The organism is Verrucomicrobiota bacterium (assembly GCA_019247695.1).
GTDB lineage: Bacteria > Verrucomicrobiota > Verrucomicrobiia > Chthoniobacterales > JAFAMB01 > JAFBAP01.
In genome coordinates, this window is record JAFBAP010000134.1 from 1 (window position 1) to 24277 (window position 24277).

Here is a 24277-nt window from a genome sequence, read left to right on the forward strand (position 1 = left end):
TCCGAACTCCGAACTCCGAACTCCGAACTCCGAACTCCGAACTCCGAACTCCGAACTCCGAACTCCGAACTCCGAACTCCGAACTCTGAACTCCGAACTCCGAACTCCGAACTCGATACCGTTTGCCGCGCCGGTGATCCTATTCTAAAGAGGTATATGTTTACGGGCACGTACACGGCCATTGTGACGCCCTTCAAGGATGGGAGAGTGGATGAAGCCGCTTTCCGGCGGTTGATAGATTTTCAAGTCGAAAACGGCGTTGATGGGATCGTTCCGGCAGGCACGACCGGGGAAGCCGCGACGCTGGACTATGACGAGCACCTCCGTGTCGTAGAGATCGCCGTCGAGCAGGCCGCGAAACGCTGCCTGATCGTCGCCGGGACCAGTTCAAACTCGACGAACGAGGCCATCGAGCTTTCAAAAAGGGCTGAGCGCCTCGGCGTGGACGGCTTGCTGCATGCCAGCCCGTACTACAATAAACCGACGCAGGAGGGTGTTTATCGCCATTACCGGGCGATTGCCGAAGCGATTTCGACAAAGATCATGCTGTACAACATACCGGGCCGGACGGCGGGCGAGATCGGGGTAGACACGTGCGTTCGCCTGGCCGAGGACTGCCCGAGCATTGTCAGCATCAAGGAAGCGGGCGGCTCAACCGAGCGCGTATCCTTGCTGCGGAAGCAGCTTCCTCGGGAGTTCACCATCCTGTCCGGGGATGACCCGCAAACCCTGCCGTTCATGGCGGTAGGAGCTGTGGGCGTGGTCAGCGTGGCGTCCAACGTCATCCCGCGGGAGATCGTCCGGCTGGTAGCGGCTTTTCGCAAAGGCCACTTCAGCGAGGCGTTGAATGATCATCTGTATTGGTACCCGCTCTTCAAAGACCTTTTCCTGGAGTCAAATCCTATCCCGGTCAAAGCTGCGCTGCACCTGCTTGGGCGGATTGAGGCGGAGTACCGGTTGCCGCTCTGCGAGATGGGTTCGGCCAACCTGGAGCGCCTGCGCCGGACGCTCGTTGCGCTCGGCCTGCTATGACTTCTTTGCTGGTGCACGGCGCCGCGGGCCGTCTCGGGTCGCGGATCATTCGCGCGGCTAGGGCGACTCCCGGGCTGGAGGTGCGGGAAGCCGGCCGGAACACCGATCTGTCGAAGGTGCTGCCGGGCTGTGATGCAGCCATCGACGTGAGCCAACCGGGGGGGACGGTCCGCCTGGTGGCGGCAGCGGTGGTGACGGGTACGCCGGTTGTAATCGGAACCACGGGCCATTCAGCGGAGGAATTAGAGGGGTTTCGTGAAGCCGCCCGGCGATTACCTATCCTCGCGGCCCCGAATTTCAGCATTGGGGTTAACCTCTTGTTTTGGCTGACGCAACGGGCGGCAGAAAGCCTTGGACAAGAGTTTCGGGCCGAAATTCTGGAGCTGCACCACGAATTGAAAAAAGATGCCCCCAGCGGCACGGCCCAAAAACTGGGTGAGCTTGTCGCGCGCGCCCGTGGGCAGAATTACGGTGAGGTGGTCCGGCACGGACGCCGTGGCTTAACCGGAGAGAGGCGCCCGGACGAACTCGGAATGCACGCCGTACGGGGCGGCGACATCACGGGTGAACATACCGTTTATTTGATCGGACCGGGTGAACGCCTTGAACTCACCCATCGGGCAACCAGCCGGGACATCTTTGCCCGGGGCGCCCTGCGGGCCGCCCACTGGCTGGCCGGTCGCCCACCCGGCTGGTACGAAATGGCAGATGCGCTGGACCTGCCGAGGTGATGGTGCTGGAAAATGCCACAAATGCTACAAATGAAGGGAGCTGAGCGTTCTGCGGCTGCCTGGTTCCTGCCGCCGTGCCCGCCGTGTGACGTCATTTGTGGAATTTGTGGCATTTTCCCTTATGCGAGTTGGAATCGCGTTAGGGTCAAACCTCGGGGATAGACTGGCCAATCTTCGACGCGCGTTCCAGGCGGTGCGGCGGACGGCGCACGCGGGCGACCGGGACAGCATTTTGGTTTCCTCAGTTTACGAGACGACCCCGGTTGGCAGTGAACCCGGGGCCGGGCTCTACCTGAACGCCGCGATCGAGATCGAATCCGCTCTGCCTGCGGACGAATTGCTGGACCGCTTGCGCGAGGTCGAAAGTGAAATGGGCCGCCCGTCAATGAGACCGCGAAACGCGCCGCGGACCATTGATCTGGACATTTTGTATGCCGGCGATCTGGTGCTGCGCACCGCGAAGCTGACGGTGCCGCATCCCCGGCTGGCGCAGCGCGCCTTCGTGTTGACTCCTCTTGCCGAAATTGCGCCCGCGCTGGTGGTGCCTGGACAATCCAAATCGGTGGCTCAATTATTAAGCGAGCTACGTTCAGCTGATTCAGCTGAGGAGCTCCTCAAGCTTCGGGAGGTATTGGATGACGACGGATAAAGTCACGGCGGACCGATTGAAAACCTGGAAAGGCCGGCCCGAAAAGATTGCCGCGCTCACCGCTTACGATTACCCGACGGCGCGGCTGCTGGACGAGGCCGGCGTGGATCTGCTTTTGGTCGGCGACAGCCTCGGGATGGTGATTCTGGGGTACCCTGACACGACCTTAGTCAACCTTGAAGACGTGGTGCACCACACGCGCGCCGTCGCCCGCGGCATCCGCCGGGGTCTCTTGGCGGCCGATCTGCCGATCGGCACGTACCTGGACCCCCGGCAAGCGCTTGAGAGCGCGCGCCGCTTGGTCGCGGCCGGGGCCGAGGCGGTAAAGCTGGAGGGCGGCCAGAGCCAGGCCGAGCAGATTCGGGCGATCACCGGGGCAGGGATCCCCCTGGTGGGCCACATCGGCATGCTCCCGCAACACGTCCGCGAGGAGGGGGGGTACCGGGTCAAAGGAAAGACCGAAGCCGAAAGCGAGTTTCTTGTGCGAGAGGCTGAGGCGGTGGTGGCGGCCGGCGCTTGCGCAGTGGTTCTCGAATTAGTGACTCCCGCAGCGGCTGAGCGGATCACCCGGGCCATCGCGATTCCAACCATCGGAATCGGTTCAGGCCCCGATTGTGACGGCCAGATCCTGGTGGTGCACGATCTGGTCGGCTTCTTCCCGTGGTTTACGCCGAAGCACGTCCGGCCGGCCGGCGACGTTGCGGGCGAGATCCGGAAAGCGGCCTCCGGTTATGTCGAAAACCTGCACCGGATCAAGGCGTAAAGGCCGATGGTGAAGGCGGGAGACTCAGGCGGGCTCGCCGTCAGCCCATCCCCGGTTCCAATACCCGGCCCATCCGCCGGAATTTCTCATACCGTTCTTCCAGCAGCACCGAGACCTTTTTCTTGGTGAGCACGTCCAACTGCGCGAGCACGGCCGCTCTCAGGTTCCGGGCGGTCTCGACGGGATCATGGTGGGCGCCGCCCATCGGTTCCGGGATCACCGCATCGATGATGCCCAGTTCCTTCAGGTCGAGCGCGGTCAGCTTCAGGGCTTCCGCCGCCTCCGGGGCGTGGCTCCGGTGTTTCCACAGGATGGCTGCGCAGCCTTCAGGGCTGATGACGGAGTAATACGCGTTCTCCAGCATCATCACGCGATCCGCCACCCCGATACCCAGCGCGCCGCCCGATCCTCCCTCCCCGATCACCACCGCCACGATCGCGGTCCGCAGCTGCATCATCTCGCGCAGATTAACCGCGATTGATTCGGAAATGTGCCGTTCTTCGGCTCCGACCCCGGGATAAGCGCCCGGGGTATCGATCAGGGCCACCACGGGCAGCTGGAATTTCTCGGCCAGGCGCATCAGGCGCAACGCCTTCCGGTACCCTTCAGGGTGGGCGCTGCCGAAGTTGCGCCGGATATTTTCCTTGGTATCACGGCCCTTCTGGTGGGCCAGCACGACGCACCGGTATTGCTCTAACGTTGCAAAGCCGCCCGGCATGGCCTGATCGTCCCCGAAGAGACGGTCGCCATGCAGTTCGATGAAATCGCTGAAAGCTTCACGGAGGTAATCCAAGGCGAACGGCCGGGCATTGTGGCGGGCAACCTGAATACGCTGCCAGGCGGAAAGGTTCTGGTAAATTTCGCGCCGGGTACCTTCAATTTTTCCCTCCATCGATCTCACTTCGCGTTCGAGATCAATCGCCTGGAGTTTGGAATGCTTTTTGAGCTCTTCGAGCTGCTTTTCCAACTCGAGGATCGGCTTTTCAAAATCGAGGGGGGCAGGTTTCATTCGACGACGACAGGGGTTTGCTTGCCAACCAAGGCAAAAAGCTCTTCCAGGTCAGCCGGGCCGAGCATGATCCCGGTCGCCGGTCTCGGCGCGTTTGGCGTTTGCGGATTCGTTTCTGAACAGATGATCAGTCCTGAGTGGTTTGTCACAATCCAGCGGCTGCTGCCCAAATAATGTTTGTCGCCGAAACCTACGCGAGCCCCGGCAAACCACGCAATCTTTTCGCTCACTTTATATTGGCCGGGCAGGAGCCGGGGAGGCATTTTGAAGTCCAACGGCTTATACCATTTGAAGAAGGCGCCCCGATTAAGCAGCGTTATCGATTCTTTCTTGAGGTTGATCGTCAAGCTGAACTGGCCCGACGGGATGATGAGCCGGCGACCGGGCTGAAGCGTCAGGCTCGAGAGGCCGTTGGCTTTGAAGATGAGTTCGGGAGTGGCTTTCGTTTTTGACGCGATTTTGCCGATCGAATCGCCGCGGGTCACGATATACTCGGTCTTGTTCGGACCCGGTTCCAGGGAGAAAAATGCTTGCAGGTTCAACGTGCCGAGGATCTGCCGCGCCTCGTCCACGCTGGGTGAAGCCGGGAAGCTCTGGATGATTGAAACAAGGGTGTCGCGGACCGCGGCCGTGTCCTCCCCCGCGGTCAAGTGCTGCTTGACGTTTTGGAGCATCGGCAGAACCGGGTCCGGCGTCGGGGTTACCACCGGCTGCCCCTTTTTCGCCACTTGATAATCCTTCTTTTTGAAAAAGAGTTCGTACGCCAGGAAACTGCCTCCTCCGAAAATCGTGACCGCCAAGCCGGCGATGATGAAGGCTTTGACAAGTGCGTTCATAGCGCCGCGGCGCACCGCGGCACGGAACCTCCCGAGGACCAGATTTCACCCATGATTACGGTAACCGCAGGTACCCTGTCCAGCTGAAGCGCTTGACGCGACCGGAAGGGGGCTTGCCCGGAAAAGGGCGTTCGTTACAGCAGGCCGCGTCGCTTGAGATCGAAAATGTTGGTGCCGGCGGAGAGCTGGATCAGGTCAAAGGTGAATTTCAGGAGGCAAATCTCCCAGCCTTCCTCCACCCCCTGAATGACGGCGCTCCCGCTGCGCTCGGCCTGGGGAATCTGCCGGTCCACCCTCTCGAGCACCGATTCGAGGCTGTCGTGGACGAGGACGTCCGAAAGATCGCTTTTGCGGATCTCAAATCCGTATTTCAAGAGAGCGGCATGCCGCGACTGCAGCAGCCGGGCGAACTGCTGGGCGTCTTCACCAAACCCGTCCAGGAGTAAACGCGACGCATGCTCGGGTGTAAGGATCCGGGGCCGTTCCGCTGAAATGCGGCCATCCCGCACACGGACCTCGCCGACGCTGTCCATGAGCTCGGAGACGAGGTAAAAGCGAAAGTTCGTTGTCCCGAAAGTGTCAATTCGCCGATCCGGCGAAACCACCACTCGGGTGTTTTCTAACGCGTATTGAACATCATGCGCAGGGTACATAACCAAAACTCGGGGCAACTAAGATAGCTCAGAACCCTTATCTCTTACAATCCGATGCAGCTGGGATTCGGCTCCGGTTGCGTCCCCCCGCCCCGATGCGCCCAAAAAAGAACACGGTGGAAGCTTCCACCGTGTGAAACCACGTCTCGCCTTTTTAGGAAATCCGCCACCCGGTCTCCAGGACCCGGACGGGGTAACCCCACCTTATTTCGCGCGGTCCTCGATGTAACGGATCACGTCGCCGACGGTCTGGAGTTTCTCGGCATCTTCGTCAGGTACTTCGACTGAAAATTCCTCCTCGAAGGCCATTACGAGTTCTACCGTATCTAGCGAGTCAGCGCCGAGGTCCTCAATGAAAGAGGCGTTAGGAGTGACCTGCTCGGGGTTGACGCCGAGTTGTTCGACGATGATCTCCTTCACCTTCTCTTCAACGGATTTTTCTGACATAAACTGGAGTTTCTCCTCGGTTGTGATTAAGACGCGGCTACGCTTGATGACGAAGCCCGGTGATGGGAACTAAATTAATTGCGGCAAATAGCAACACTTTTCTCGGGCTTCGAACCCGGCGAGCGCAATAAATCCCTTGGGAGATTCGTTATCCGGATTCGTTATCCTTCAGAGCCGGCTGGGCGTGACATGCATTTATATTAGGGTCGTGTGCCTTTTATTAGGGTCGTGTGCCTTTTTAGTTGACCTGGAAGCCAGAATCGCCAGTCTAGACGCCCGCTAGGAACGAACCACTCTATAGTGTTTCCTAAGTCTTTATAAATTGATATCTTGCGACCATGGCGGACCCAAACTCCTCCCTTGACCTTCGTTTGACGCCGGACTGGCTCAAAGAGTCCGGGCCGACGAACCGCTACGCTGACTTCGAGGGGGACAACTCCGAGCGTAGGCGCGGCGGTTTTCAGCGTCCCGGCGGCCGTCGTGACGACAATGCAGGGCGCCGCCGCGGCCCGGATGATCGGCAGCGCCGTGGGGCGCCGGACCGTCGTGGACCCTTTGGCGCGCGATCCCCTCAGGCCGACCAACGCCGCCCCGGCGGTGCTCCTGCCCCTGCGGGCGGCGGCCATCCATCTTTCGACCGCCCGGATCGCGCCCGCCACGGTTCGTCGCGGGAGGATTCAGCCCCGGTCGCCCCGCCGGTGGAACCTGCGGCGGTGCAGATTGATTTTCTGCCTGAAGAACGTGCGTTCAACAAGATCATCCAGCAGATCAAGTCGGGGCATATCGCTTACCCGTTATTTGGGCTTGCCCGGATGTTTTTGGAGCGTCCGGAGCGGCACCGGGTCCGGATTCGTTCGCTGGACAACAGCACCGTCCTGTACCAGTTGGATGATCATGGGCCGGTGGCGGTGGAGGCAGCCACCTTGGAACGAATCGCGTTCAGCGAGCATAAAGACGAATTTTACGAGACGGAAGTCATCGAAAAGGAGCCCATCAAAGGCAACTTTACGTCAGTGGCGCGTTGCACCCTGAGCGGCCGGGTGCTCGGCCCCACTAATTACCATACGTTCCAGACGACGGTTCGTTCTTTGTATGAACAGCGGTTCAGCCGCCGCATGAGCTTCGAAGAGTACCGCCGGACGATCGAAAGCACCTCCGACCCTGACCTGGTCAACCAATGGAAGGAAGACGCTCGCAAGGCGACGGTTTACAAGACCAAGCCCCAAGGTGAAGAGGCGCCGGTTGTTTTCGATAGCCTCGCAGCGGTGGAACAACATTTTCGGGCTCATCACCTCGATTCGGTGGTCAAACCGTGCCTTGCTGCGGAAGTTTCCGGTGAAGTTGCCCGTCATCTCCCGGACCGCGGCATTGTCGCGGCCATCCGTGTGGCGCGTGACCGGGAAAATCGCTTTCCGGCGCAGATCGCCGGCGCGTTGCGTCACGGCCTGAATCAGGCCGGACTTCATGTGTTCAAGCACAAGAAACGGATTTTATACATTTCGACGGTGCGGCCGCAGCTTTTCAGCTCGAATCAGACGCAGCTTTCCGCCGGCCTGGCGGCCGTGCTCGCGGCGTTGCGCTCCTACCCGAAGATCACGCGCAAGCAGCTCGCCGAGAAGGTACTGGTGAAAGTGCTGGGGCAACCGCTCCCGGGCGAAACCTCACCGGAGTACCAGCAGGCAAAGACTGCCCTTGCCGGCGATTTGATCTGGTTGGCCAAGGCAGGGCACATCATCGAATTTGCTGACGGCACACTTGACCTGCCGCTGCCGCCGAAGGCACTGGAAGAGAAAGCGCCCGCCAAGACGGCAGTCGAGCCGGGACGCGCCCACGCCGCCAGCGAAGGAACTGAACCCACGGGAGAACCGGACCCGGAAGCTGCCGTGGAGGCGGGTTTGGGAGACGAGCTGAGGCCTGATTCGGCGCATCAAGCGGAAATACCGGCCGCGACGGAACAACTCGCGGGGGACGTCGCCAACCCTGAAGCGCCCGAACCTGGAGCGGCCCTGGCGGAATCCTTCGAGAACCTGCCCGGCGCGACGCCTGCGGAATCCGGGACCGAGATCGAGCCAGCCGCTGTCGCACCGGAGGATGCAGCCGGCGGGGCCCGGGAAACAGCGGATCCGGCGCGGGTAGCGGACCAGGAGATCCCCGGCGCGTCTGGCCAAACGGTAGAAGACGAGGCCAACCAGGCGGAGGACGAACCGAGCACCGAAACCGCGTGGGCTACGGCCGGCTCGTGATCCGGGCGGGGGAAGGCGCGCGGATCTTTGATCATTGATCCAGGCCTCAATCGCTTTTAGAGATGAGGGGTATGCGCATCATGCGTTATCTCTCTCAGGAAGGCGATGTCCGTTATGCGGCAGAACAGGCTGATGGCCGAAGCCTGGAATTGGACGGTGATCTGTTTGGCCGTTTCGAGGTGTCGAATCGTGAGGCTCGGATGGTGAAACTGCTTGCGCCGGTAGCGCCGAAAGCAATTCTTGCGATCGGGCTGAATTACATGAAGCACGCGGCGGAGTCAGGCAGCAAGGTGCCCGAGCGGCCGATGCTTTTCATCAAGTCGCAGAATGCCCTCCAGAACCCGGGTGACCCGATCGAAATTCCGCGGTATCTGCCGAGTGAAGAGGTGGACTACGAGGCGGAACTGGCCGTGGTGATCGGCCGTGACTGCAAGAATGTACCTGTGGAAAAAGCGTACGACTATGTCCTGGGCTATACCGCTGCCAACGATGTGAGCGCACGCGACTGGCAGCGGCGCCTCGGCGGCGGCCAATTCTGCCGCGGCAAGAGCTTCGATACGTTCGCTCCACTCGGCCCGGCGCTGGTTACGAAGGAGGAAATCCCTGACCCGCAGGCGCTCAGGGTCATCAGCCGCGTCAACGGTGAAGTGCGTCAGAACTCCTCCACCGGAGACATGATTTTCAACGTTGCAACCCTGGTGTCGTTTTTAAGCGGCAGTACGACGCTGTTTGCGGGTACGGTGATCCTGACCGGCACCCCGGAAGGGGTTGGCATGGGCATGAAGCCTCCACGCTATCTCCAGGAGGGCGACATCGTCGAGATCGAGATTGAAAAGGTCGGTATTCTCAGCAATCCTGTGGTAAACGAAACGGTGTAATCCGGGCGGCCACCCGTTTTTTACCTCTGCCGGCCGGGCCTGCACGTGGTCCCGCCGGAATGGCAGCACCGGACTTTTGATGTCGCCTTTCCAACTAGCCTCTGAATTCCAGCCGCGTGGCGATCAGGCGCAGGCGATCGGGCAGCTTGTGCGTTCGCTCACGGCGGGCAACCGTCATCAGACGCTTCTCGGCGTGACTGGCTCCGGCAAAACCTTCACGGCAGCCAACGTGATTGCTGCTTTGGACCGGCCGGCACTGGTGATCTCGCATAACAAAACACTGGCGGCCCAGCTTTACAGCGAGTTCAAGCAGTTTTTTCCCAACAACGCGGTCGAATACTTTGTAAGTTACTTCGATTACTACCAACCCGAAGCTTACATCCCGCGCACCGATACTTACATCGAGAAGGACTCGTCGATCAACGAGGAGATTGAACGGCTGCGCCTGTCGGCCACGAGTTCGCTTCTTTCGCGAAAAGACGTCATCGTGGTTGCGAGCGTGTCCTGCATCTATGGCTTGGGATCCCCTGAGGACTACGCCAACATGGTGTGCACCGTCGTGCGCGGGCAGCAACTTTCGCGCGAAACGTTTCTGGCCCGGCTGGTAGACATGCTCTATGAGCGCAACGACATCGCCCTGACCCGAGGCCGTTTTCGTGTTCGCGGCGATGTCGTCGAGGTTTACCCCGCGACGTTCGACGAGGAGGCCGTCCGGGTGGAGTTTTTTGGGGACGAGATCGACCTGATCACACGTTTCGACCCGCTCACCGGCACGGCCAGTGAAGCCCTGGACCGGTTTGTGTTCTTTCCGGCTAAACAGTTCGTGACCCCGCACGACAAAATGCAGCGGGCGGTAAGGGCAATCCGGGTCGAACTGGACGAGCGGATCCGGTGGTTCGAAGCGCAGGCAAAATTCCTGGAAGCGCAACGGATCAAGATGCGCACCGAGTTTGACCTTGAGATGATGCAGGAAATGGGATTCTGCAACGGGATCGAAAACTACTCGCGGCATCTCAGCGGCCGCGAGGCGGGTTCACGCCCGTATACCCTGCTCGACTTCTTCCCGCGTGACTTTCTGCTGGTCGTTGATGAATCGCACGCCACCATCCCGCAGATCGGCGGCATGTACGAAGGTGACCGCTCCCGCAAGCTGACCCTGGTTGATTATGGATTTCGTCTCCCGAGCGCGTTGGATAACCGCCCGTTGAACTTCAAAGAGTTCATGGAGATGAGCGGTCAGATCCTTTACATCAGCGCCACGCCCGCGGATTTCGAGATCACCAATTCCGTCGCGGGCAACCAGACGTACATCCCCCATTCCCGTGACCGGATCGGCCAGGACGAAACCGAACCGGCGTTGCTGCCCGTACTTACCGGCCGGACCCGTCCTGAACTCGACGTGCATACGCCGGGCGCGCGCCTCATCGTCCAGCAAATTATCCGGCCGACGGGCCTGCTTGATCCCCGGATTACCGTCCGGCCACTCAAGGCCCAGATCGACGAGACGATTGAACTCTGCCGCAAACGCGCCGAGGTCGGGGAACGCGTTTTGATCACCACGCTTACCAAGCGCACGGCGGAAGATTTGACCGATTACCTGCGGGACGTCGGCCTGAGGGTTCGATACCTGCACAGCGAGATCGACGCCATTGAACGGGTGGAAATCCTGCGCGCGCTCCGAGCCGGGGAGTTCGACACGCTTGTCGGCATCAATCTCCTTCGCGAGGGTCTGGACCTTCCCGAGGTCAGCCTCGTCTGTATCCTTGATGCAGACAAAGAGGGGTTTCTGCGGAGTGAGACTTCCCTTATCCAGACGGCGGGGCGGGCAGCCCGCCACGTGAATGGCGAGGTGGTGCTGTTTGCGGACGTCATGACCGAGAGCATCCAGAGATTGATCACGATCAGTGAATACCGCCGGCAACGCCAGATTCAGTACAACCAGGAAAACGGAATCACACCGAGCAGCGTTAAACGGGCGGTACAGGAAAGCCTGCACACGCTCCTGAAAGGCCGGGCCATGGAGGAATCGATCGTCCGGGAAGCCGGCGGCGATCTAAGCGTGTCCGATGTCTTGCGCGAACTCGAAGAGGAAATGCAGGTCGCCGCGGCCAACCTGGAGTACGAGCGTGCCGCCTTGCTGCGTGATCAAATCCTCGAACTCAAAAACGGCACGGGCATCGCCAGGATTGAGCCGAAACGGAGAACGGTAAAATACCGCGGCAACACGGGTGCCAAAGGCAAGCGCGCCGCGCGGAAGCGGCAATAAAATGCCGCAAGCGGAAAAGTTCCGCAAATGCCACAAATGACTGAACCCTGTATGTGGCGTTTTTCAATTGTCGCAGTTCATCGGCGCCGCGAATCAAGGCCCCGTTATTTGTGGCATTTTTCGGCTTGTGGCATTTGCGGCATTTTTCTCGAGCACCTTCACGAGTAACTGGCTGAGCACCAGCCTCGGTTCTAACTGGCTCGATACAAGCTGGAGGTTGGCCTGTAAACATGCTTCCAGGGCGCTGACCGCCTCAACCAGACTGAAGCGGCGGGCCTCACAGGCCGCCAAACCCAGACCGTAAGCGTTAATGCCGCCGTCTTTCTTGCGCGGCAAATGCTCGGTCGCTTCGGGCGGCAAGCGCCCGAGCAGGGCGTTAAACTGGTACGCAGCCTGCGGCGGGCTCACCTTGTGCTGCTCGAATAACGCCTTTACCGCCACCAGGTTGCGAACGGTGGGCACGATGGCGGCCAGGAGGATGGTAACGGCCGTTTCGCCTTGAAACAGCAATTGGTCAAGCAGTTGAAGGCTGCCAGCCAGGTCCCGTTTCAGGATCGCATTCGATAACTCCCAGATCACCCCTGTCGTCGACTTCGACACCAGGTCGCGAACGGTACCTGCGGTGATCTCGCGTTGGTCCGGCCCCAAATAGAGGTCCAGCTTAGCCAACTCATTCTGAATCTGGCGGGAGTCCGCCCCGGCCTGCAGGATAAACGATTCGAGCGCTTCGGGCTGGAAACGGAGACCGAGCCGGCCGGCCAATTGCATCGCCAATGCCTGGGCATCCTCTTCCCACCCGGGCTTTGAGGTGTCGACCTTGTCGTACACCTCCAAGCGCGTCAGTCTTCCGAGCGCTTTATAGAACGAGCGTCGCTTGTCCACGTCGGCCGCGTTCACCAGCAACTTGACGCCGGACGGCACGCCGCCGCCTTCCAGGAATTCCTTTAAGTCGTCCAGCGCTTTCAGCGTGCCCGCCGCCCGTCCGGTAACGGTATCGGCCAGGAAATTGACGTCCTTCAGCCACACCAGCTTTTCCGACCCGAAAAACGGAAGCGTGCGGATTGCTTGTATCACCTCGCCGACGCGGCGCACCGCCTGGTCTGCGTTGTCAACGCAACCATCGATCACCTCGACTCCGAACTCCCCCGCTCCCGGCGGCGTCAATTCCTCCGCCAAGGCTCTCGCTCGCCCCTTCATTTGACCGTCGTCCGAGCCCACCACGGCGAAAATTCGTTGGTCGGCGGCGGGTTTGAGCGACTTTTTGGAAGGCATACGGGAAGATCGGCATCAAAACGCCGATCGCAAATCGCACCTGCGCGACCTTTAGCGTGCGAGATAAACCTCCACGCGCCGGTTCTTCTGAGCCTCGCGCGAGTTCTGATTACCTTTGTCGTCGCAGAGAGGGTAATCCCTGCCGAAACCGAGGGTTTTATCAACCGGGTTCCCGACCCCGGCTCGCGCCAACTGCGCCGCGAAAGCCGCTGCGCGCGCCCGGGAATTTTGGTAACTTGCGGCAACGGTGTCGCTGCCATCCGCGAAGCCGGCGATCACCAGGTGCCGGTTGGCCAGGTCGGGCAGGCGCAAGAAGTCGATCAGGATTCTCCAGTTCGCGCTGCCGGTGCCATCGAGCACCTCGGACGAGCCGGTCCGGAACCGGAAACTCAGAACGATCCGGTCGCAATTGGCAACCGCACTCCGCAAGGCCGGGGGGGCGCGATCGCCGAAAAGGGGCCGGGCGAGGAGATTTGCAGACCTGAAACCGACGAAGCCGTCGTCGTCGACGACCGTCTGGCCATCCTCAGCCAGACAGAAGCGCACAAAGTCCGCCGCCAGCGGGCGCGCACCGTGCGGTAGATAAAAGTAGAGTTCCCTCGCCAGGCAATAGTCCATCGTACGAACCGTCAGGGCGCTCGGTATAAACGCGGAATAGCGCGGCGACGGCCGGATCGCGATAACCTTGACGTTGGCCGGCAGGTTCGTGGCGTGACCTACGTAGGCGATTGCGCAAGGGTCAGCTGCAACCTTCTGGATAACTTTGGACGTATCCTCGTACCCGTTATGCCCAGGTTGCCCCGCCGGCACGCCGCTGTACGGAATCGGGCTGTCTTTGCCTCGCCTTTGAGCTTCCAACACCTTGTCGATACCGGTGAACGCACGAAAAAAGTCAGTCGTACCCGAATTGGTATCGCGTCCGTAGGTCCGGATAGGATTGCCATCATCCCACCGCGTTACACTCGGGTTCGGCCCGAAGATATCCTTCAGTTCGTCCAGCGTCATCTCCACGACCGGGTTATCGGGATGGACGATTACGGCGACCGCGTCCAGGCCGATAACGAACTCGTAAAACTCCTGCTGCAGCTCCGGCAAGGGAGTAGAAGACATCCCTACGTCGGCGCGCGCGCCCGGATCGCTTGTCAGCAGGCCATCCGTCGCCAAATGGGAGCCGTGGGGCCGGATCAAGATCCGGTGCGATTCCCCGGCAGGCAGCGTGTAGGTAATCAGGCGATCTTTCTCATCTCGACCGGCGTCCTCAAGCTGCTGTTGAACCGGTACGCCGTTCGGCCATCGTTTTCTGCAAAATTCATTGACCAGATCTCGGGCCAGCCCTTTCTGCGAAGCCGCATCGATCCCGCCGATCGTGTTCGAACCCGCAAGCACCAGGTCATAGGTCTCGACCATCCCCGATGGGGAGGGTGCGCCCACAACGGTGAGCTTAACAGGTGCGAGCGCGGCCGTGTATCCGGGTGCGCTCGCTTGGATGGTCACCTCAGAGGTGGCAACCGTCCGGGGGACACCGTGGAGCCGTCGCGCGTGCGCATCCAAGGTCACCCCGGGCGGCAGGTCACCCTGGACGGCCAGCGCCAGGTTAGCCACGCCCCCTGGTTCCACTGCCAGGGGCACATCGAGCAATTCCCCGACGCGCCCCGGGACCTCGGGAGGCAGTACGAGGCTGAGCGAGGAATCGGGGACTCCGGGCGGCCCGGCCGGGCTAATGGTCAGGTTGGTTGCCGCCAAGCCGGTGATGTAACCGGGCGCGCTCCCCTTGATGACGACCTCGGAAAAACCAGGGGTTTGCGGAACCCCCTGCAACCGCATGGCGCGCGCATCCAGGGTTACCCCGGCCGGCAGGTCACCGGTGACGCCCAGGACCAGGTTGGTCACGCTGGCCGGTTCCACCGAGAGATGCACATCCAGGAACTCCCCCACCCGACCCTGAATTTGGGGAGGAACCTTCAGGGTCAGGGCCGCCAACAGCGTCCGGTTACTTCCGATCAGGATCGTGGTCGAGGCTGACGCCTCGTTGTAACCCCGCGCAGCCGCGTGGATAACGATCGGAAATGAGCCCGGCGTTTGAGCATTGCCGTAAAGCCTTCGACCAACATTGTCCAGGACCACGCCCCCCGGCAGGTTTCCCTCCACCGTCAGGGTCAGGTCCTCGACGGTTAAGGGGTCAACGTTGATGGGAATGTCGAGGATGTCTCCAACATGGCCAATGACGGGATAGGAGATCTCCACCGCGAGGTGTTTCCGATTGGGGAATACCAGCCAGACGATGCTGCCGACCAGCCCAAGAAGCAGCAAAACCACCACTGCGAGCAAACCCAGGCCGCCCCCCCGGCGGGGAGGCGCCACCACGGGCTCTGCAGGCTCCGCAGGTTCTGCCGGTTGAGGCGGGACCGGAACCTCGTGATGTCCATTCAGGGGAGTCAACGTTTGCCGGCAATCTGGTCCAGGGCAGAGCGGTTCGGCCCCGAGTGGCAGCTCAATAACTTCACGACTATCCGCTTTGTTACAGTTACCAAAGTTTTTGCACTGATAAAAAGGCCATCGATGGTAAGGCATCGAATCTCGCTTACATCTCGCTTACGATATGACGATCGAGGACCGGGTTTGTGCATCTGACAGCATAGACGACGCGGGTCCCTGACGGTTCGGCCACGGTTAAACGTGTAACGTCCCGCCGACCAAAGCCGTCCAAGTTCTACCTAAGGCTACACCCGAATCGTCTTAAACGAACCGCTGCGACTTAAACAACCCGGAAACGACCCGGCACAATCGGCGCCAAGCCCGCCAGCGCGCGCGACAACGCCTACAAAATATGCTTTTCGTTGTCAAACTGATTCGTACCTAATCTTTAACAGGCAACTACCCGAACGGAGCAATGGGATAAAATCCCGCAACCGGTTTTTCAGAGGTTGGCAGGCGCACGAGGCGTCCTCGGTGTGTTTTGCATCCCCGGCAATCAGACCCGCGCTTCCCAGACCCGCGCTTCCTAAAGGCCGCAAGATTTTGAGGCGCCGGCGTCTATCTGGAAATGATCTAGCATCATGTGCGGGCTGCCTTTGGTCGAGTCCCTCAAGTTCCTGCAATGCACCAGACCGACACCGAGAAACTCTTGCGGTATGCCTTCCTGTCCATTGACGCCCGCCGGGAGGATGTACATGCGTCGGGAGATCTGACGCGTACAGAGCGGACAGAAATCGAGCAGTTGGCAACAGGGACGCTGGGCAGCGGGCAACGAACCCGCCTCCTCCAGTCAGTCGCGAATAACCCGATCGCCTTGAGTTATTTGGCGGCGCTTCTGAGGGAGAACGAGTACCGGCGGCGCCCCCTTGTCTAGATACTATAACTCTCTTATCCCGCCAGAAATTGGCGTTGGGCCGAGCCTCGACATCCACCTCGCAGATGATTAAAGCCCTTTCCATGTACGCGGCGGCCACTTCATCGGTTTCATCCGGATTAAATTTTGGCTTCGTCCAGGACTGCCTTGCCGGAAATCAGGATGCGCTGGCGCAGCTTTCGCAGCTCTGCACGGGATTTCTGCGGGCGTTTCTCCGCAAGAGCGGGGCTTCGGACGAAGAGGCTGAAGAGATTTCCTCAGAAATTTTTTGCGAATGCGTCGCAGGTAAGGGCGAGCAACGCTCGTTGCTGCTGCGATACGGGGCAGAGGCGACCCTTTCAACATGGCTGGCACGGGTTGCCCATAACCGCTTTATCGACACCAAACGGCGGGAACGGATGCGTTCCCGGGTGATCGAAGAACAGCTGGCGGACCTGGAAACCCAAATCGCCGGTGACGACGCGGCCGCGGGCGTGGACGCGGCCCAGTTGGCCCTGGTTCGGGAAGCAGTCGCGCACGCCCTGGCGTCCTGTTCACCTGAGCAGACGGTGATGTTGCGTCTGATTTACTGCGAAGGGGTTTCTCAGCGCGAGATCGCCAAGGTGTGGGGCTGGACCGAGTGCCGCGTGAGCCGGTACCTTCGTGATCTGCGCGAATCCGTGTATCGCACGGCGTTAGCCGAGGTCAAACGCCGAGATCCGCTGATCGATTTCAGCTATGATCTCGTGCTTCAGGCTTTTCGAGTGGCCCGCTGATGAACAGCGCCGGTCCCTCTCCGGCGCTGAAGTGGCTCGCTCTTCGCGGGGCGGGTTCAACCCCCCAAGGACCGGAAAGCGGTTCCACCAATCGAGGTCACGCCTTTGTGGCATCTTCTAGTCGCCTTGCCAGTAAAGGATACGGCCGCATTGCTCGCAGGCAACCACGTTGTGCCCGCTCTTGGCACGATGCGCCGTCGTTGGGGTATTCTTCATGTGGCACCCGGTGCAGACCTGGTGCTCAATCGGGACGACGGCATCGCCCCCTTTGCTGGCGAAGAGGCGATTGTACTGAAAGAGTAAATTCGGGTCGATCGGCTTGATCAACTCGGCCCGTTCCGCTTCGATTTCGGCAATACGCGACCTGAGGGTATCGTCCTTGGCCTTGAGAGACGCCAATTGTTGTTCACTTTGCGTTTTGGCCGCCTGAAACGCTTTCTCCGTTTCCCGGATTTTGCCCTGGAGCAGCTCGGCCTCTTCCATGAGCTCAATTTCTTGGTCCTCCAGCCCGACGATCTCAGCTTCGACCCGTGCGATCTCGTTGCTCAGCGCCTGAAATTCCTCATTTTTGCGGGTCTGCATTTGTTGCGACTTGTACCGGGCGACCTGTTCCCGGCGGCTCTGTACCGTGAGTTCGAGCCTTTTACGCTGGAGTTCAACGTCGCGGGCGCGCTGTCTCGCTTGCTCCAGCGCAGACGCATTCGAGGCGAGTGCATGTTCGACGCGCTGGTTCTGGAGCGGCAAGGTACTCAGTTCGGCCCGGAACGCTTTGAGCTTTTGGTCCCGGTCCTGGAGGACGAGAAGCTGTTCAATCGATGGAAGCATCAAGTCGGAAATCTAGAATAAACAACTGCAAATTGCAGATACCAAAATTGCGCCGGGGGTCGGTCACACGGCGGGCACGGCGTAAGAGTTCACACGGCGAACACGGCGGGCCACGGCGACCACGGCGGAAAGAGGAGGAGTTCGGAGTTCGGAGTTTGGGGTTCGGAGCGGCAGCATGGGGGTTGGGTGCGAGTGTCAAACTTAGAGTTGCGGCCGGGTCCTCTTGATCTGTGTCAATCTGCGTAATCTGTGGATGTTTTCTCTTTTCTGCGTTCTTCTGCGTGTTCTGCGGATGATTCTGTCTTTTCGCCGTGTTCGCCGTGGCCCGCCGTGTTCGCCGTGTGAACTCTTACGTGGTGCCCGCCAACCCCGCCGTGTCACCGAACTCCGAACTCCGAACTCTTCCTCTTCCGCCGTGGTCGCCGTGGCCCGCCGTGTTCGCCGTGTGAACTCTTACGTTGTGCCCGCCAACCCCGCTGTGCCCGCCGTGTGACCGAAGATGAGTTCTAGTAAAGCTCAACGGGTGAGCGTTTCCCATCTTCCGCACTGCGTTCCGCGGCGCGCTCGGGACCCAGGACGGCCAATCGCAGCGTCCAAACCTGCGCATTCAAGTCTCGAAAGGCTTCTTCTGAAAAGGCCGTTGGGGGTGCCAGTCGCGCCCGGAAACGTTCAACGGCATTCAGGGCACGTTCGAGCCGTCTCGGCTCGAGTTTATCCAAGACCGCCGCGGCGTCGGCTGCCAACGTCACCCGATGGCAGATCATGGCCAGATCGTTGCCGGCATGGACAGCGTTCCGGATTGCATCGTCGAACTGCACTTCATTCAGGATGGCACCCATGTCCAGGTCGTCAGTCATGACGAGACCTTCAAAGCCCAGTTCATCGCGCAGCAAGCCCGTAACCACATTCCGGGACAGCGAGGCCGGCAGCCGGCAGGGGTCAAAAGCGGAATACCAAGCGTGACAAACCATCATGCTCGACACCCGCTTGCTGAACGCGCGAAATACGGCGAGCTCCGCCCGGTCGAGTTCAGGTCGTGTCCGGTCGATTTTCGGCAATTCATGGTGGGGGTCCAGTCCGGCCGCGGCGTAGCCCGGGAAATGTTTACCGCAGGAGAGCACGCCCGTTGCCCGCAAGGCATCGTCGAACGCACCCGCCAGCTCGACGGCCTGGTCGACGGTTCGGCCGTAGCAGCGCCCGCGCAACGAGTTATCGGCTTCGTCGTCAAAGGAGAGGTCCAGAACCGGACACAGATCGAGATTGAATCCGAAAAGCCGGAGTAACTGACCGGTCAGGGTCCCGTGCCGGCGGACGAGGTCGACGTCGCCTTTGTCGCGTAACTGTTGGGCGTTAGGCGGCTCGTTGCCGATCAACCGGAGCCGTGAAACGCGTCCCCCTTCCTGGTCAATGGTGATGATAGGCTCCACGCGGGAGAGGTCGCGCAGGTCGTCGGTCAATTTACGAAGCTGTCCCGGATTACGGATATTCCGTCCGAAAAGGATGTAGCCGCCCGGCTGAATGGTCCGGAACGACCGGGCGGTGGCGGCATCCAATTCGGGGCCGGGAACGCCCACCAACAGCAGTTGACCGACGCTTGCGGGTTTCATACGTTCGGGCGCATGATACGACGCTCCGGACCGTTGACGACGAGAAAAGGGTCCGGATCTGAAAAAAGGGAATTACGGGGGCGGGCCGGCCTGGAATTGCAGGCGGGCAGCCATAGCGGCGCGCAGCCGCCAGCAGGCAAATACATTCTGGGCGCCGGTTTGCAATGAAAATCGGACTCTACGGCGGAACCTTCGACCCGATCCACCACGGCCACCTGATTCTAGCCCGCGCAGCGCTTGAGCAACTCGGGCTCGACCGGCTGGTCTTTATCCCTGCGGCCCAGTCTCCGTTCAAAACCGGCCAGGCACTCACTTCCGGCAGACACCGGTTTGAGATGGTGAAACTGGCGATCGAAGGTGAAACGTACTTTGCGGCGGACGACCTGGAACTCGAGCGCACCGGCCCGTCTTACAGCATCGACACGGTGAATACCTACCGGCAAGCGTTTCCCGGCGCCGGTCTTTTCTGGCTGATCGGGGAGGATCACGTTCCAAGTCTGCCGAAATGGCACCGGATCGACGAACTCAGGGAGAGGGTACGTTTCGTCGTGCTGTCGCGGGGCGACTGGGAAAGCGCCGGGCCCTACCCAGTCATCCCGCGCCGAATCGATATCTCGGCGACCGAGATCAGAAACAGGGTTGCCAACGATTTGCCGATCACGTATCTGGTTCCGGAGCGAGTGCTTCGCTACGTCCAGGCTGTGAAATTATACGGAGGAGACCAGCATCGAAGCTAAGGAGCTAGCCCAACTCTGCGTCAGGTTGGCCGAAGACAAAAAGGCGGAGGAGATCGTCGTACTCGACCTCAGGGAGATTTCCACCTTTACTGATTACTTTGTGATCTGCTCCGGCACCTCCGAACCGCACCTCAAGGCAATCAGTTCCGGGATTCGAGAGGGGCTGCACACGGAAGCGAATATCTCGCCGTTATCCTCGGAAGGTTCACCGCTGAGTCAGTGGATTGTGATCGATTATAGCGATGTTCTGGTGCATATATTTCATTCAGAGAAGCGACGCTTCTACGCCCTTGAAAGCCTCTGGAGCGATGCACCTCGAATGAACCTGAATGCTTAAACGATTCCATTCTCCCCCGGCACCATGCTTAAACATCGCGAGGCCATCATTCGCCTGCTGAAGGATGACGATCCGGAAACGGTGCTGCTCACCAAGAATCAGCTTGCCCAGGGCGGGGCGGATACCATCGCGGACCTTCGTGACCTGCTCAATCTTGACGATGAGGGAGTCACATTTCATATCCGCGACGTGCTGGGCGAAATCGAGAGTCGCGAGGCGAAGCAGCGGCTCGAGGTGATTTGCCGCGAGATCAGGACGCAGGAAGAACTCGAAGAAGCGTGCTGGTTGCTGGCCCAGATTTTCCTGCCGGGAGTTGAGATCAGCCATTACAACGCCCTCCTCAACAGCTGGGCACGGACGCTGCGTGAACGTTTGCCGGGCGGGGCTTCGGACCTGCAGCAAACGCAGGTGCTGACCCATCTGATGAGCCGTGAACTGGGTTTTCACGGGAACTCGGATGACTACTATAACGTAAAAAACTCTTTGCTGCCTTGCGTGATTGATTCACGCGTCGGGATTCCGATCTCGCTTTCGGTTCTGTACATTGCCGTCGCCCGGCGGGCGGCGGTTACCATCGAGGGGATCAATCTGCCGGGACATTTTGTCGTGCGGCTGGGCAGTGTGTTGTTCGATCCGTTCCACGAGGGACGCATGTTGACGCCGCGGGATTGTGCAGAGATCCTGGCCCGCCAGAGCCTCACACTTGAATCGGCGCATCTGCAGACTGCGTCGCCTCGCCTGGTGCTCATGCGGATGCTGGCTAACCTGCTCTACATCTTCGAAGGCGAAGACGACAACGAATTGCACCAGCAGATGGCCGCATGGATCCGGCTGCTTGACCCCAGGTAATGAGACGAATCGCGACGCTCGAACTGCTTAACACGGGCACCGAACTGCTGTTCGGCAGCGTCGTGAACACGCACCTGACCTACCTCGGCCAACGATTGTTTTCTCTCGGCCTGCGGATCCAGCGGCAGACGGCAGTACCCGACGGCTACGCCATCCGGGACGCCATTTTGGAAGCAGCGCTGCGGGCGGACGCACTGCTCATCACCGGCGGCCTCGGCCCGACCTCCGACGACGTGACGCGCGATATCGTCGCTGAACTCACGGGCCGTCCCCTCGAGTATGTCGACGGGATCTTCGCGAAGATTCGGGCCCGTTTCGACCAGCGCGGCCTCCGGATGTCCGAGCGGATTGCGCGTCAGGCCTACGTACCGCGCGGCGCGACGGTGTTGGACAATGATTTTGGCACCGCCCCCGGTTTATACGTGCCGGCGACCGGGCAGTTGCCGCACATGTTCCTTTTACCGGGTCCGCCCCGGGAGCTAAGGCCGATGTTCGAGGTGAAGGTTGAGCCCTTCCTGCGGGGGTTGACGGCTGAAACGGACTTGCAGGCGATCATTTACCGGACGAGCGGGCTCGGCGAATCGTACCTTGAGGAAATGGTCGGGAAAGACCTGGAAAATTTTCCCGGCATCGAAGTCGGTTATTGCGCCCGCGTCGGCGAAGTCGATCTGCGCCTTATCGGCGGTGCGAAGGTTCTGGCGGAGGCCGACCGCCTGGTGAAGGAAAAGCTCGGTGATTACATCGTGACGACCGAGGCGAAGGAACTCGAGGAGGTGGTTGTGCGGCAACTGACGGAACGCCGGGCGTCGCTCGCCACCGCGGAATCCTGCACCGGCGGGCACCTTGCGGATCGCTTGACTGATGTCCCAGGGGCCAGCGCAGTACTTCTGGAGGGACACGTAACCTATTCCAACGCCGCCAAGGAGAGCACCTTGAGCGTACCGCGGGAGTTGCTCGAGACGGTCGGCGCAGTCAGTGAAGAGGTGGCGACTGCGATGGCCGAAGGGGTGCGAAGCCGGGCAAACGCCGACTTCGGCTTGTCGACCACCGGCATTGCCGGGCCGGATGGTGGTACGCCGGCAAAACCGGTGGGAACCGTTTTTATCGGGCTCGCGGAGAAAGGGAAGAATACGCGCGTCGAAAAATTCTTTTTTCCTTCAGACCGCCAAACCTTCAAACAAATGGTGAGCCAGTACGCTCTGAACCTGTTACGGCGGCGACTGGCAGGCGCGGCGGGGTAAACGCCACAAGCGGAAAAATGCCACAAATGAAGAAACCTCTAATCGCGGCGGGAGACGGAAAGCTGCCTATTGGGGCGCTTCCGGAACCGGACAATACCGGGAAACGGAGGAAGCGCATTACCGCTTACGTTCCTTGTTTGAAGCGCCACCTTCCCGGGTTGCTGCGAAAAGTGTCTCTTCATTGATCGGACTTGTCTGCTTACGGCATTCGCGTCGCTTCCTGCCCGGGTACCGCAAATTGTGACTCTTCATTTGCGGCATTTTCCGCTTGTGGCATTTGTGGCATTCCCCCCGCCGTGTGACCGAACTCTATGCCATAAGGTGAAGCAGTTTTTCCTGTGAAAAGTCGTCGTAATTGAGTTCACCGGTCTTGAACCCTTCGCGCAGCACGATAATGCGCCGGCTCAGGTTAAGTAATTCCGGCAGCTCGGAAGAAATCATCAGGATCGCGACCCCCTGGCAGGCTATCTCATCCAGCAACTGATAAATTTCGGCCTTGGCCCCGACGTCGACGCCCCGGGTCGGTTCGTCCACGATCAACAGGTCGCAGCTGCGCGTCAGCCACTTGGCGAGAGCCACCTTCTGCTGGTTTCCACCACTCAGCCCGGCGGTAATGGATTCAACCGAAGGCGCTTTGACCCGCAAGCGCTTTGAGAGCCGCTCGACTTCAACGAACTCGCGGCGCGAATCGATGAAGCCGCCTTTGCTGAAAAAGTCGATGTGCGGCAATGAGATGTTGTCCGCGATGTTCATCCCGAGGACAAGCCCTTCACGTTTGCGATCTTCCGGCAAAAAGCCGATTTGCCGGCGCATGGCCTCGTTCACGTTGCCCAGGTGCATCTCCTGACCCTTGATGTAAACGCGGCCGGCCGCGCGCGGGTCCAGGCCGAAAATCGCCTTCGCCGTTTCAGAACGCCCTGCGCCGACCAGGCCGGCCATGCCGACGACCTCGCCGCGTCGCACGTTGAAGGAGACGTTCTCGAACTTACCGATGGAACTTAGATTTTCCACGCGCAGAACTTCTTCCCCCGGTTCGAGGTCGAGGTGCTTGGGCCGTTTCGTGAGGACCTCGCGGCCGACCATCTGGCGGATCAAACCCTCGCGGGTGATGCTCGCAGCCGGCTGGGTCGCGACGTGTCTACCATCGCGCAAGACCGATATCGTGTCGCACAACCGGAAAATCTCGTCCATGCGGTGCGACACATAGATCATTGCCACGTTCCGCTGTTTCAGCCGCTGGATAAGGCTGAAGAGCTGTTCGCTTTCGTTCACCGACAAGGAACTGGTGGGCTCGTCAAAAATGATCACGCGGGCGTTGGTGCCGACGGCGGTCGCGATCTGAATCATTTGTTCCTGACCAGTGGTAAGCTGGGCCACCGGCGTATCAACGTCGATGTCAGCGCCGATTTCACCCATCAGCGCACGCGCCCGCTCGCGCAGTTTAGCCCGGTTGACGAAGCCGGAGACGGAGGGCAGCATTCCCAACTGCAGGTTCTCCGCCACGGACAAGTTAGGGCAAAAGGCCAGCTCCTGGTGGACGATGGCGATCCCGAGCTCCTGCGCGATTCTTGGGTCGGTGGGTCTGACTTCCTGCCCTTCGATCTTGATTACGCCTTCATCGGGCGTGGTCACGCCGGCGATGATCTTGCCGAGGGTCGATTTTCCAGCGCCGTTCTCACCCATTAGGGCGTGGACGGAGCCGCGCTCAAAGTCGACGCTGACGTCGTCCAGCGCACGGACGCCGGGGTAGCGCTTCGAGATGTGTTCAGTGCTCAAAAAAGCCATGGATCGTCGATGG

At 60.2% G+C, this 24277-nt stretch carries 22 protein-coding genes; 13 read left to right on the forward strand and 9 right to left on the reverse strand.

Going from position 1 to position 24277, the window contains the following annotated elements; translation table 11 throughout:
- Positions 1–156: 156 nt before the first annotated feature.
- The 4 genes from JO015_15590 (at position 157) to panB (ending at position 3175) form a co-directional block, all read left to right on the forward strand.
- Entirely contained in the window at positions 157–1032 is an 876-nt protein-coding gene (locus JO015_15590; GenBank protein MBW0000521.1) for a 4-hydroxy-tetrahydrodipicolinate synthase, read from the forward strand.
- Positions 1029–1763: a 4-hydroxy-tetrahydrodipicolinate reductase gene (gene dapB / locus JO015_15595; GenBank protein ID MBW0000522.1), complete on the forward strand. Its 735-nt coding sequence runs from the start codon at positions 1029–1031 to the stop codon at positions 1761–1763. The genes JO015_15590 and dapB overlap by 4 nt, the downstream gene beginning before the upstream one ends.
- A gap of 121 nt (positions 1764–1884) precedes the next feature.
- A complete protein-coding gene (folK, locus tag JO015_15600) occupies positions 1885–2412 on the forward strand; it encodes a 2-amino-4-hydroxy-6-hydroxymethyldihydropteridine diphosphokinase (protein MBW0000523.1) in 528 nt (175 codons plus the stop codon).
- Positions 2399–3175, forward strand: a complete 777-nt coding sequence (panB, locus tag JO015_15605; GenBank protein ID MBW0000524.1) for a 3-methyl-2-oxobutanoate hydroxymethyltransferase — start codon at positions 2399–2401, stop codon at positions 3173–3175. The genes folK and panB overlap by 14 nt, the downstream gene beginning before the upstream one ends.
- A 40-nt stretch (positions 3176–3215) precedes the next feature.
- Here panB and JO015_15610 read toward each other — a convergent pair whose 3' ends face one another.
- From JO015_15610 to JO015_15625, 4 genes are all read right to left on the reverse strand, one after another.
- On the reverse strand, positions 3216–4184 hold the full coding sequence (locus JO015_15610; GenBank protein ID MBW0000525.1) for an acetyl-CoA carboxylase carboxyltransferase subunit alpha: 969 nt from the start codon (positions 4182–4184) through the stop codon (positions 3216–3218).
- On the reverse strand, positions 4181–5020 hold the full coding sequence (locus tag JO015_15615) for a LysM peptidoglycan-binding domain-containing protein (protein MBW0000526.1): 840 nt from the start codon (positions 5018–5020) through the stop codon (positions 4181–4183). The genes JO015_15610 and JO015_15615 overlap by 4 nt, the downstream gene beginning before the upstream one ends.
- 134 nt (positions 5021–5154) lie before the next feature.
- Positions 5155–5673 (reverse strand): hypothetical protein, encoded by a 519-nt coding sequence (locus tag JO015_15620; GenBank protein ID MBW0000527.1) that lies wholly within the window; start codon positions 5671–5673, stop codon positions 5155–5157.
- 204 nt (positions 5674–5877) lie between these two features.
- Positions 5878–6120, reverse strand: coding sequence for an acyl carrier protein (locus JO015_15625; protein MBW0000528.1), 243 nt, complete (start codon positions 6118–6120; stop codon positions 5878–5880).
- Positions 6121–6458: 338 nt separating this feature from the next.
- Between JO015_15625 and JO015_15630 the strand changes: the two genes are divergently transcribed.
- The 3 genes from JO015_15630 to uvrB all read left to right on the forward strand — a co-directional run bounded on the left by JO015_15630 (position 6459) and on the right by uvrB (position 11507).
- Positions 6459–8363: a hypothetical protein gene (locus JO015_15630; protein MBW0000529.1), complete on the forward strand. Its 1905-nt coding sequence runs from the start codon at positions 6459–6461 to the stop codon at positions 8361–8363.
- Positions 8364–8434: 71 nt separating this feature from the next.
- The gene (locus JO015_15635) at positions 8435–9241 is read left to right on the forward strand and encodes a fumarylacetoacetate hydrolase family protein (protein ID MBW0000530.1); all 807 of its coding nucleotides are present in this window, start codon (positions 8435–8437) and stop codon (positions 9239–9241) included.
- Between the two features lie 79 nt (positions 9242–9320).
- A complete protein-coding gene (gene uvrB / locus JO015_15640; GenBank protein ID MBW0000531.1) occupies positions 9321–11507 on the forward strand; it encodes an excinuclease ABC subunit UvrB in 2187 nt (728 codons plus the stop codon).
- A gap of 93 nt (positions 11508–11600) precedes the next feature.
- Here uvrB and holA read toward each other — a convergent pair whose 3' ends face one another.
- Positions 11601–12779: a DNA polymerase III subunit delta gene (gene holA, locus JO015_15645; GenBank protein MBW0000532.1), complete on the reverse strand. Its 1179-nt coding sequence runs from the start codon at positions 12777–12779 to the stop codon at positions 11601–11603.
- Positions 12780–12830: 51 nt separating this feature from the next.
- Entirely contained in the window at positions 12831–15143 is a 2313-nt protein-coding gene (locus tag JO015_15650) for a substrate-binding domain-containing protein (protein ID MBW0000533.1), read from the reverse strand.
- A 733-nt stretch (positions 15144–15876) separates the two neighbouring features.
- Between JO015_15650 and JO015_15655 the strand changes: the two genes are divergently transcribed.
- Both JO015_15655 and JO015_15660 read left to right on the forward strand, forming a co-directional pair.
- Positions 15877–16128: a hypothetical protein gene (locus JO015_15655; GenBank protein MBW0000534.1), complete on the forward strand. Its 252-nt coding sequence runs from the start codon at positions 15877–15879 to the stop codon at positions 16126–16128.
- A gap of 65 nt (positions 16129–16193) precedes the next feature.
- A complete protein-coding gene (locus tag JO015_15660; protein ID MBW0000535.1) occupies positions 16194–16883 on the forward strand; it encodes a sigma-70 family RNA polymerase sigma factor in 690 nt (229 codons plus the stop codon).
- Between the two features lie 117 nt (positions 16884–17000).
- Here the strand turns inward: JO015_15660 and JO015_15665 are convergent, their stop codons facing one another.
- The gene (locus tag JO015_15665; protein MBW0000536.1) at positions 17001–17708 is read right to left on the reverse strand and encodes a hypothetical protein; all 708 of its coding nucleotides are present in this window, start codon (positions 17706–17708) and stop codon (positions 17001–17003) included.
- Between the two features lie 506 nt (positions 17709–18214).
- Positions 18215–19315, reverse strand: coding sequence for a glycoside hydrolase family 3 protein (locus JO015_15670; GenBank protein MBW0000537.1), 1101 nt, complete (start codon positions 19313–19315; stop codon positions 18215–18217).
- Positions 19316–19479: 164 nt separating this feature from the next.
- Between JO015_15670 and nadD the strand changes: the two genes are divergently transcribed.
- From nadD to JO015_15690, 4 genes are read left to right on the forward strand one after another with little or no spacing between them, the layout of a single operon-like run.
- Entirely contained in the window at positions 19480–20052 is a 573-nt protein-coding gene (gene nadD, locus JO015_15675) for a nicotinate (nicotinamide) nucleotide adenylyltransferase (GenBank protein ID MBW0000538.1), read from the forward strand.
- Positions 20042–20389, forward strand: coding sequence for a ribosome silencing factor (rsfS, locus tag JO015_15680; GenBank protein MBW0000539.1), 348 nt, complete (start codon positions 20042–20044; stop codon positions 20387–20389). Before nadD ends, rsfS begins: the two co-directional genes overlap by 11 nt.
- Positions 20390–20413: 24 nt before the next feature.
- Entirely contained in the window at positions 20414–21238 is an 825-nt protein-coding gene (locus tag JO015_15685) for a transglutaminase family protein (protein MBW0000540.1), read from the forward strand.
- Positions 21238–22479 carry a competence/damage-inducible protein A gene (locus JO015_15690; protein MBW0000541.1) on the forward strand — a complete coding sequence of 414 codons (1242 nt, stop codon included), beginning with the start codon at positions 21238–21240 and terminating at the stop codon, positions 22477–22479. The genes JO015_15685 and JO015_15690 overlap by 1 nt, the downstream gene beginning before the upstream one ends.
- 309 nt (positions 22480–22788) lie before the next feature.
- Here JO015_15690 and JO015_15695 read toward each other — a convergent pair whose 3' ends face one another.
- A complete protein-coding gene (locus JO015_15695; protein MBW0000542.1) occupies positions 22789–24264 on the reverse strand; it encodes a sugar ABC transporter ATP-binding protein in 1476 nt (491 codons plus the stop codon).
- Positions 24265–24277: the final 13 nt, after the last annotated feature.

Bases quoted from the DNA above. Each gene is read 5' to 3' on its own strand.
- JO015_15590 (MBW0000521.1), top strand. From the start codon at position 157: ATGTTTACGGGCACGTACACGGCCATTGTGACGCCCTTCAAGGATGGG.
- JO015_15655 (MBW0000534.1), top strand. From the start codon at position 15,877: ATGCACCAGACCGACACCGAGAAACTCTTGCGGTATGCCTTCCTGTCC.
- JO015_15620 (MBW0000527.1), bottom strand. From the start codon at position 5,673: ATGTACCCTGCGCATGATGTTCAATACGCGTTAGAAAACACCCGAGTG.
- JO015_15630 (MBW0000529.1), top strand. From the start codon at position 6,459: ATGGCGGACCCAAACTCCTCCCTTGACCTTCGTTTGACGCCGGACTGG.
- JO015_15635 (MBW0000530.1), top strand. From the start codon at position 8,435: ATGCGCATCATGCGTTATCTCTCTCAGGAAGGCGATGTCCGTTATGCG.
- panB (MBW0000524.1), top strand. From the start codon at position 2,399: ATGACGACGGATAAAGTCACGGCGGACCGATTGAAAACCTGGAAAGGC.
- uvrB (MBW0000531.1), top strand. From the start codon at position 9,321: ATGTCGCCTTTCCAACTAGCCTCTGAATTCCAGCCGCGTGGCGATCAG.
- nadD (MBW0000538.1), top strand. From the start codon at position 19,480: ATGAAAATCGGACTCTACGGCGGAACCTTCGACCCGATCCACCACGGC.
- JO015_15665 (MBW0000536.1), bottom strand. From the start codon at position 17,708: ATGCTTCCATCGATTGAACAGCTTCTCGTCCTCCAGGACCGGGACCAA.
- JO015_15615 (MBW0000526.1), bottom strand. From the start codon at position 5,020: ATGAACGCACTTGTCAAAGCCTTCATCATCGCCGGCTTGGCGGTCACG.
- JO015_15660 (MBW0000535.1), top strand. From the start codon at position 16,194: ATGATTAAAGCCCTTTCCATGTACGCGGCGGCCACTTCATCGGTTTCA.
- folK (MBW0000523.1), top strand. From the start codon at position 1,885: ATGCGAGTTGGAATCGCGTTAGGGTCAAACCTCGGGGATAGACTGGCC.
- holA (MBW0000532.1), bottom strand. From the start codon at position 12,779: ATGCCTTCCAAAAAGTCGCTCAAACCCGCCGCCGACCAACGAATTTTC.
- JO015_15695 (MBW0000542.1), bottom strand. From the start codon at position 24,264: ATGGCTTTTTTGAGCACTGAACACATCTCGAAGCGCTACCCCGGCGTC.
- JO015_15610 (MBW0000525.1), bottom strand. From the start codon at position 4,184: ATGAAACCTGCCCCCCTCGATTTTGAAAAGCCGATCCTCGAGTTGGAA.
- JO015_15690 (MBW0000541.1), top strand. From the start codon at position 21,238: ATGAGACGAATCGCGACGCTCGAACTGCTTAACACGGGCACCGAACTG.
- JO015_15670 (MBW0000537.1), bottom strand. From the start codon at position 19,315: ATGAAACCCGCAAGCGTCGGTCAACTGCTGTTGGTGGGCGTTCCCGGC.
- JO015_15685 (MBW0000540.1), top strand. From the start codon at position 20,414: ATGCTTAAACATCGCGAGGCCATCATTCGCCTGCTGAAGGATGACGAT.
- dapB (MBW0000522.1), top strand. From the start codon at position 1,029: ATGACTTCTTTGCTGGTGCACGGCGCCGCGGGCCGTCTCGGGTCGCGG.
- JO015_15625 (MBW0000528.1), bottom strand. From the start codon at position 6,120: ATGTCAGAAAAATCCGTTGAAGAGAAGGTGAAGGAGATCATCGTCGAA.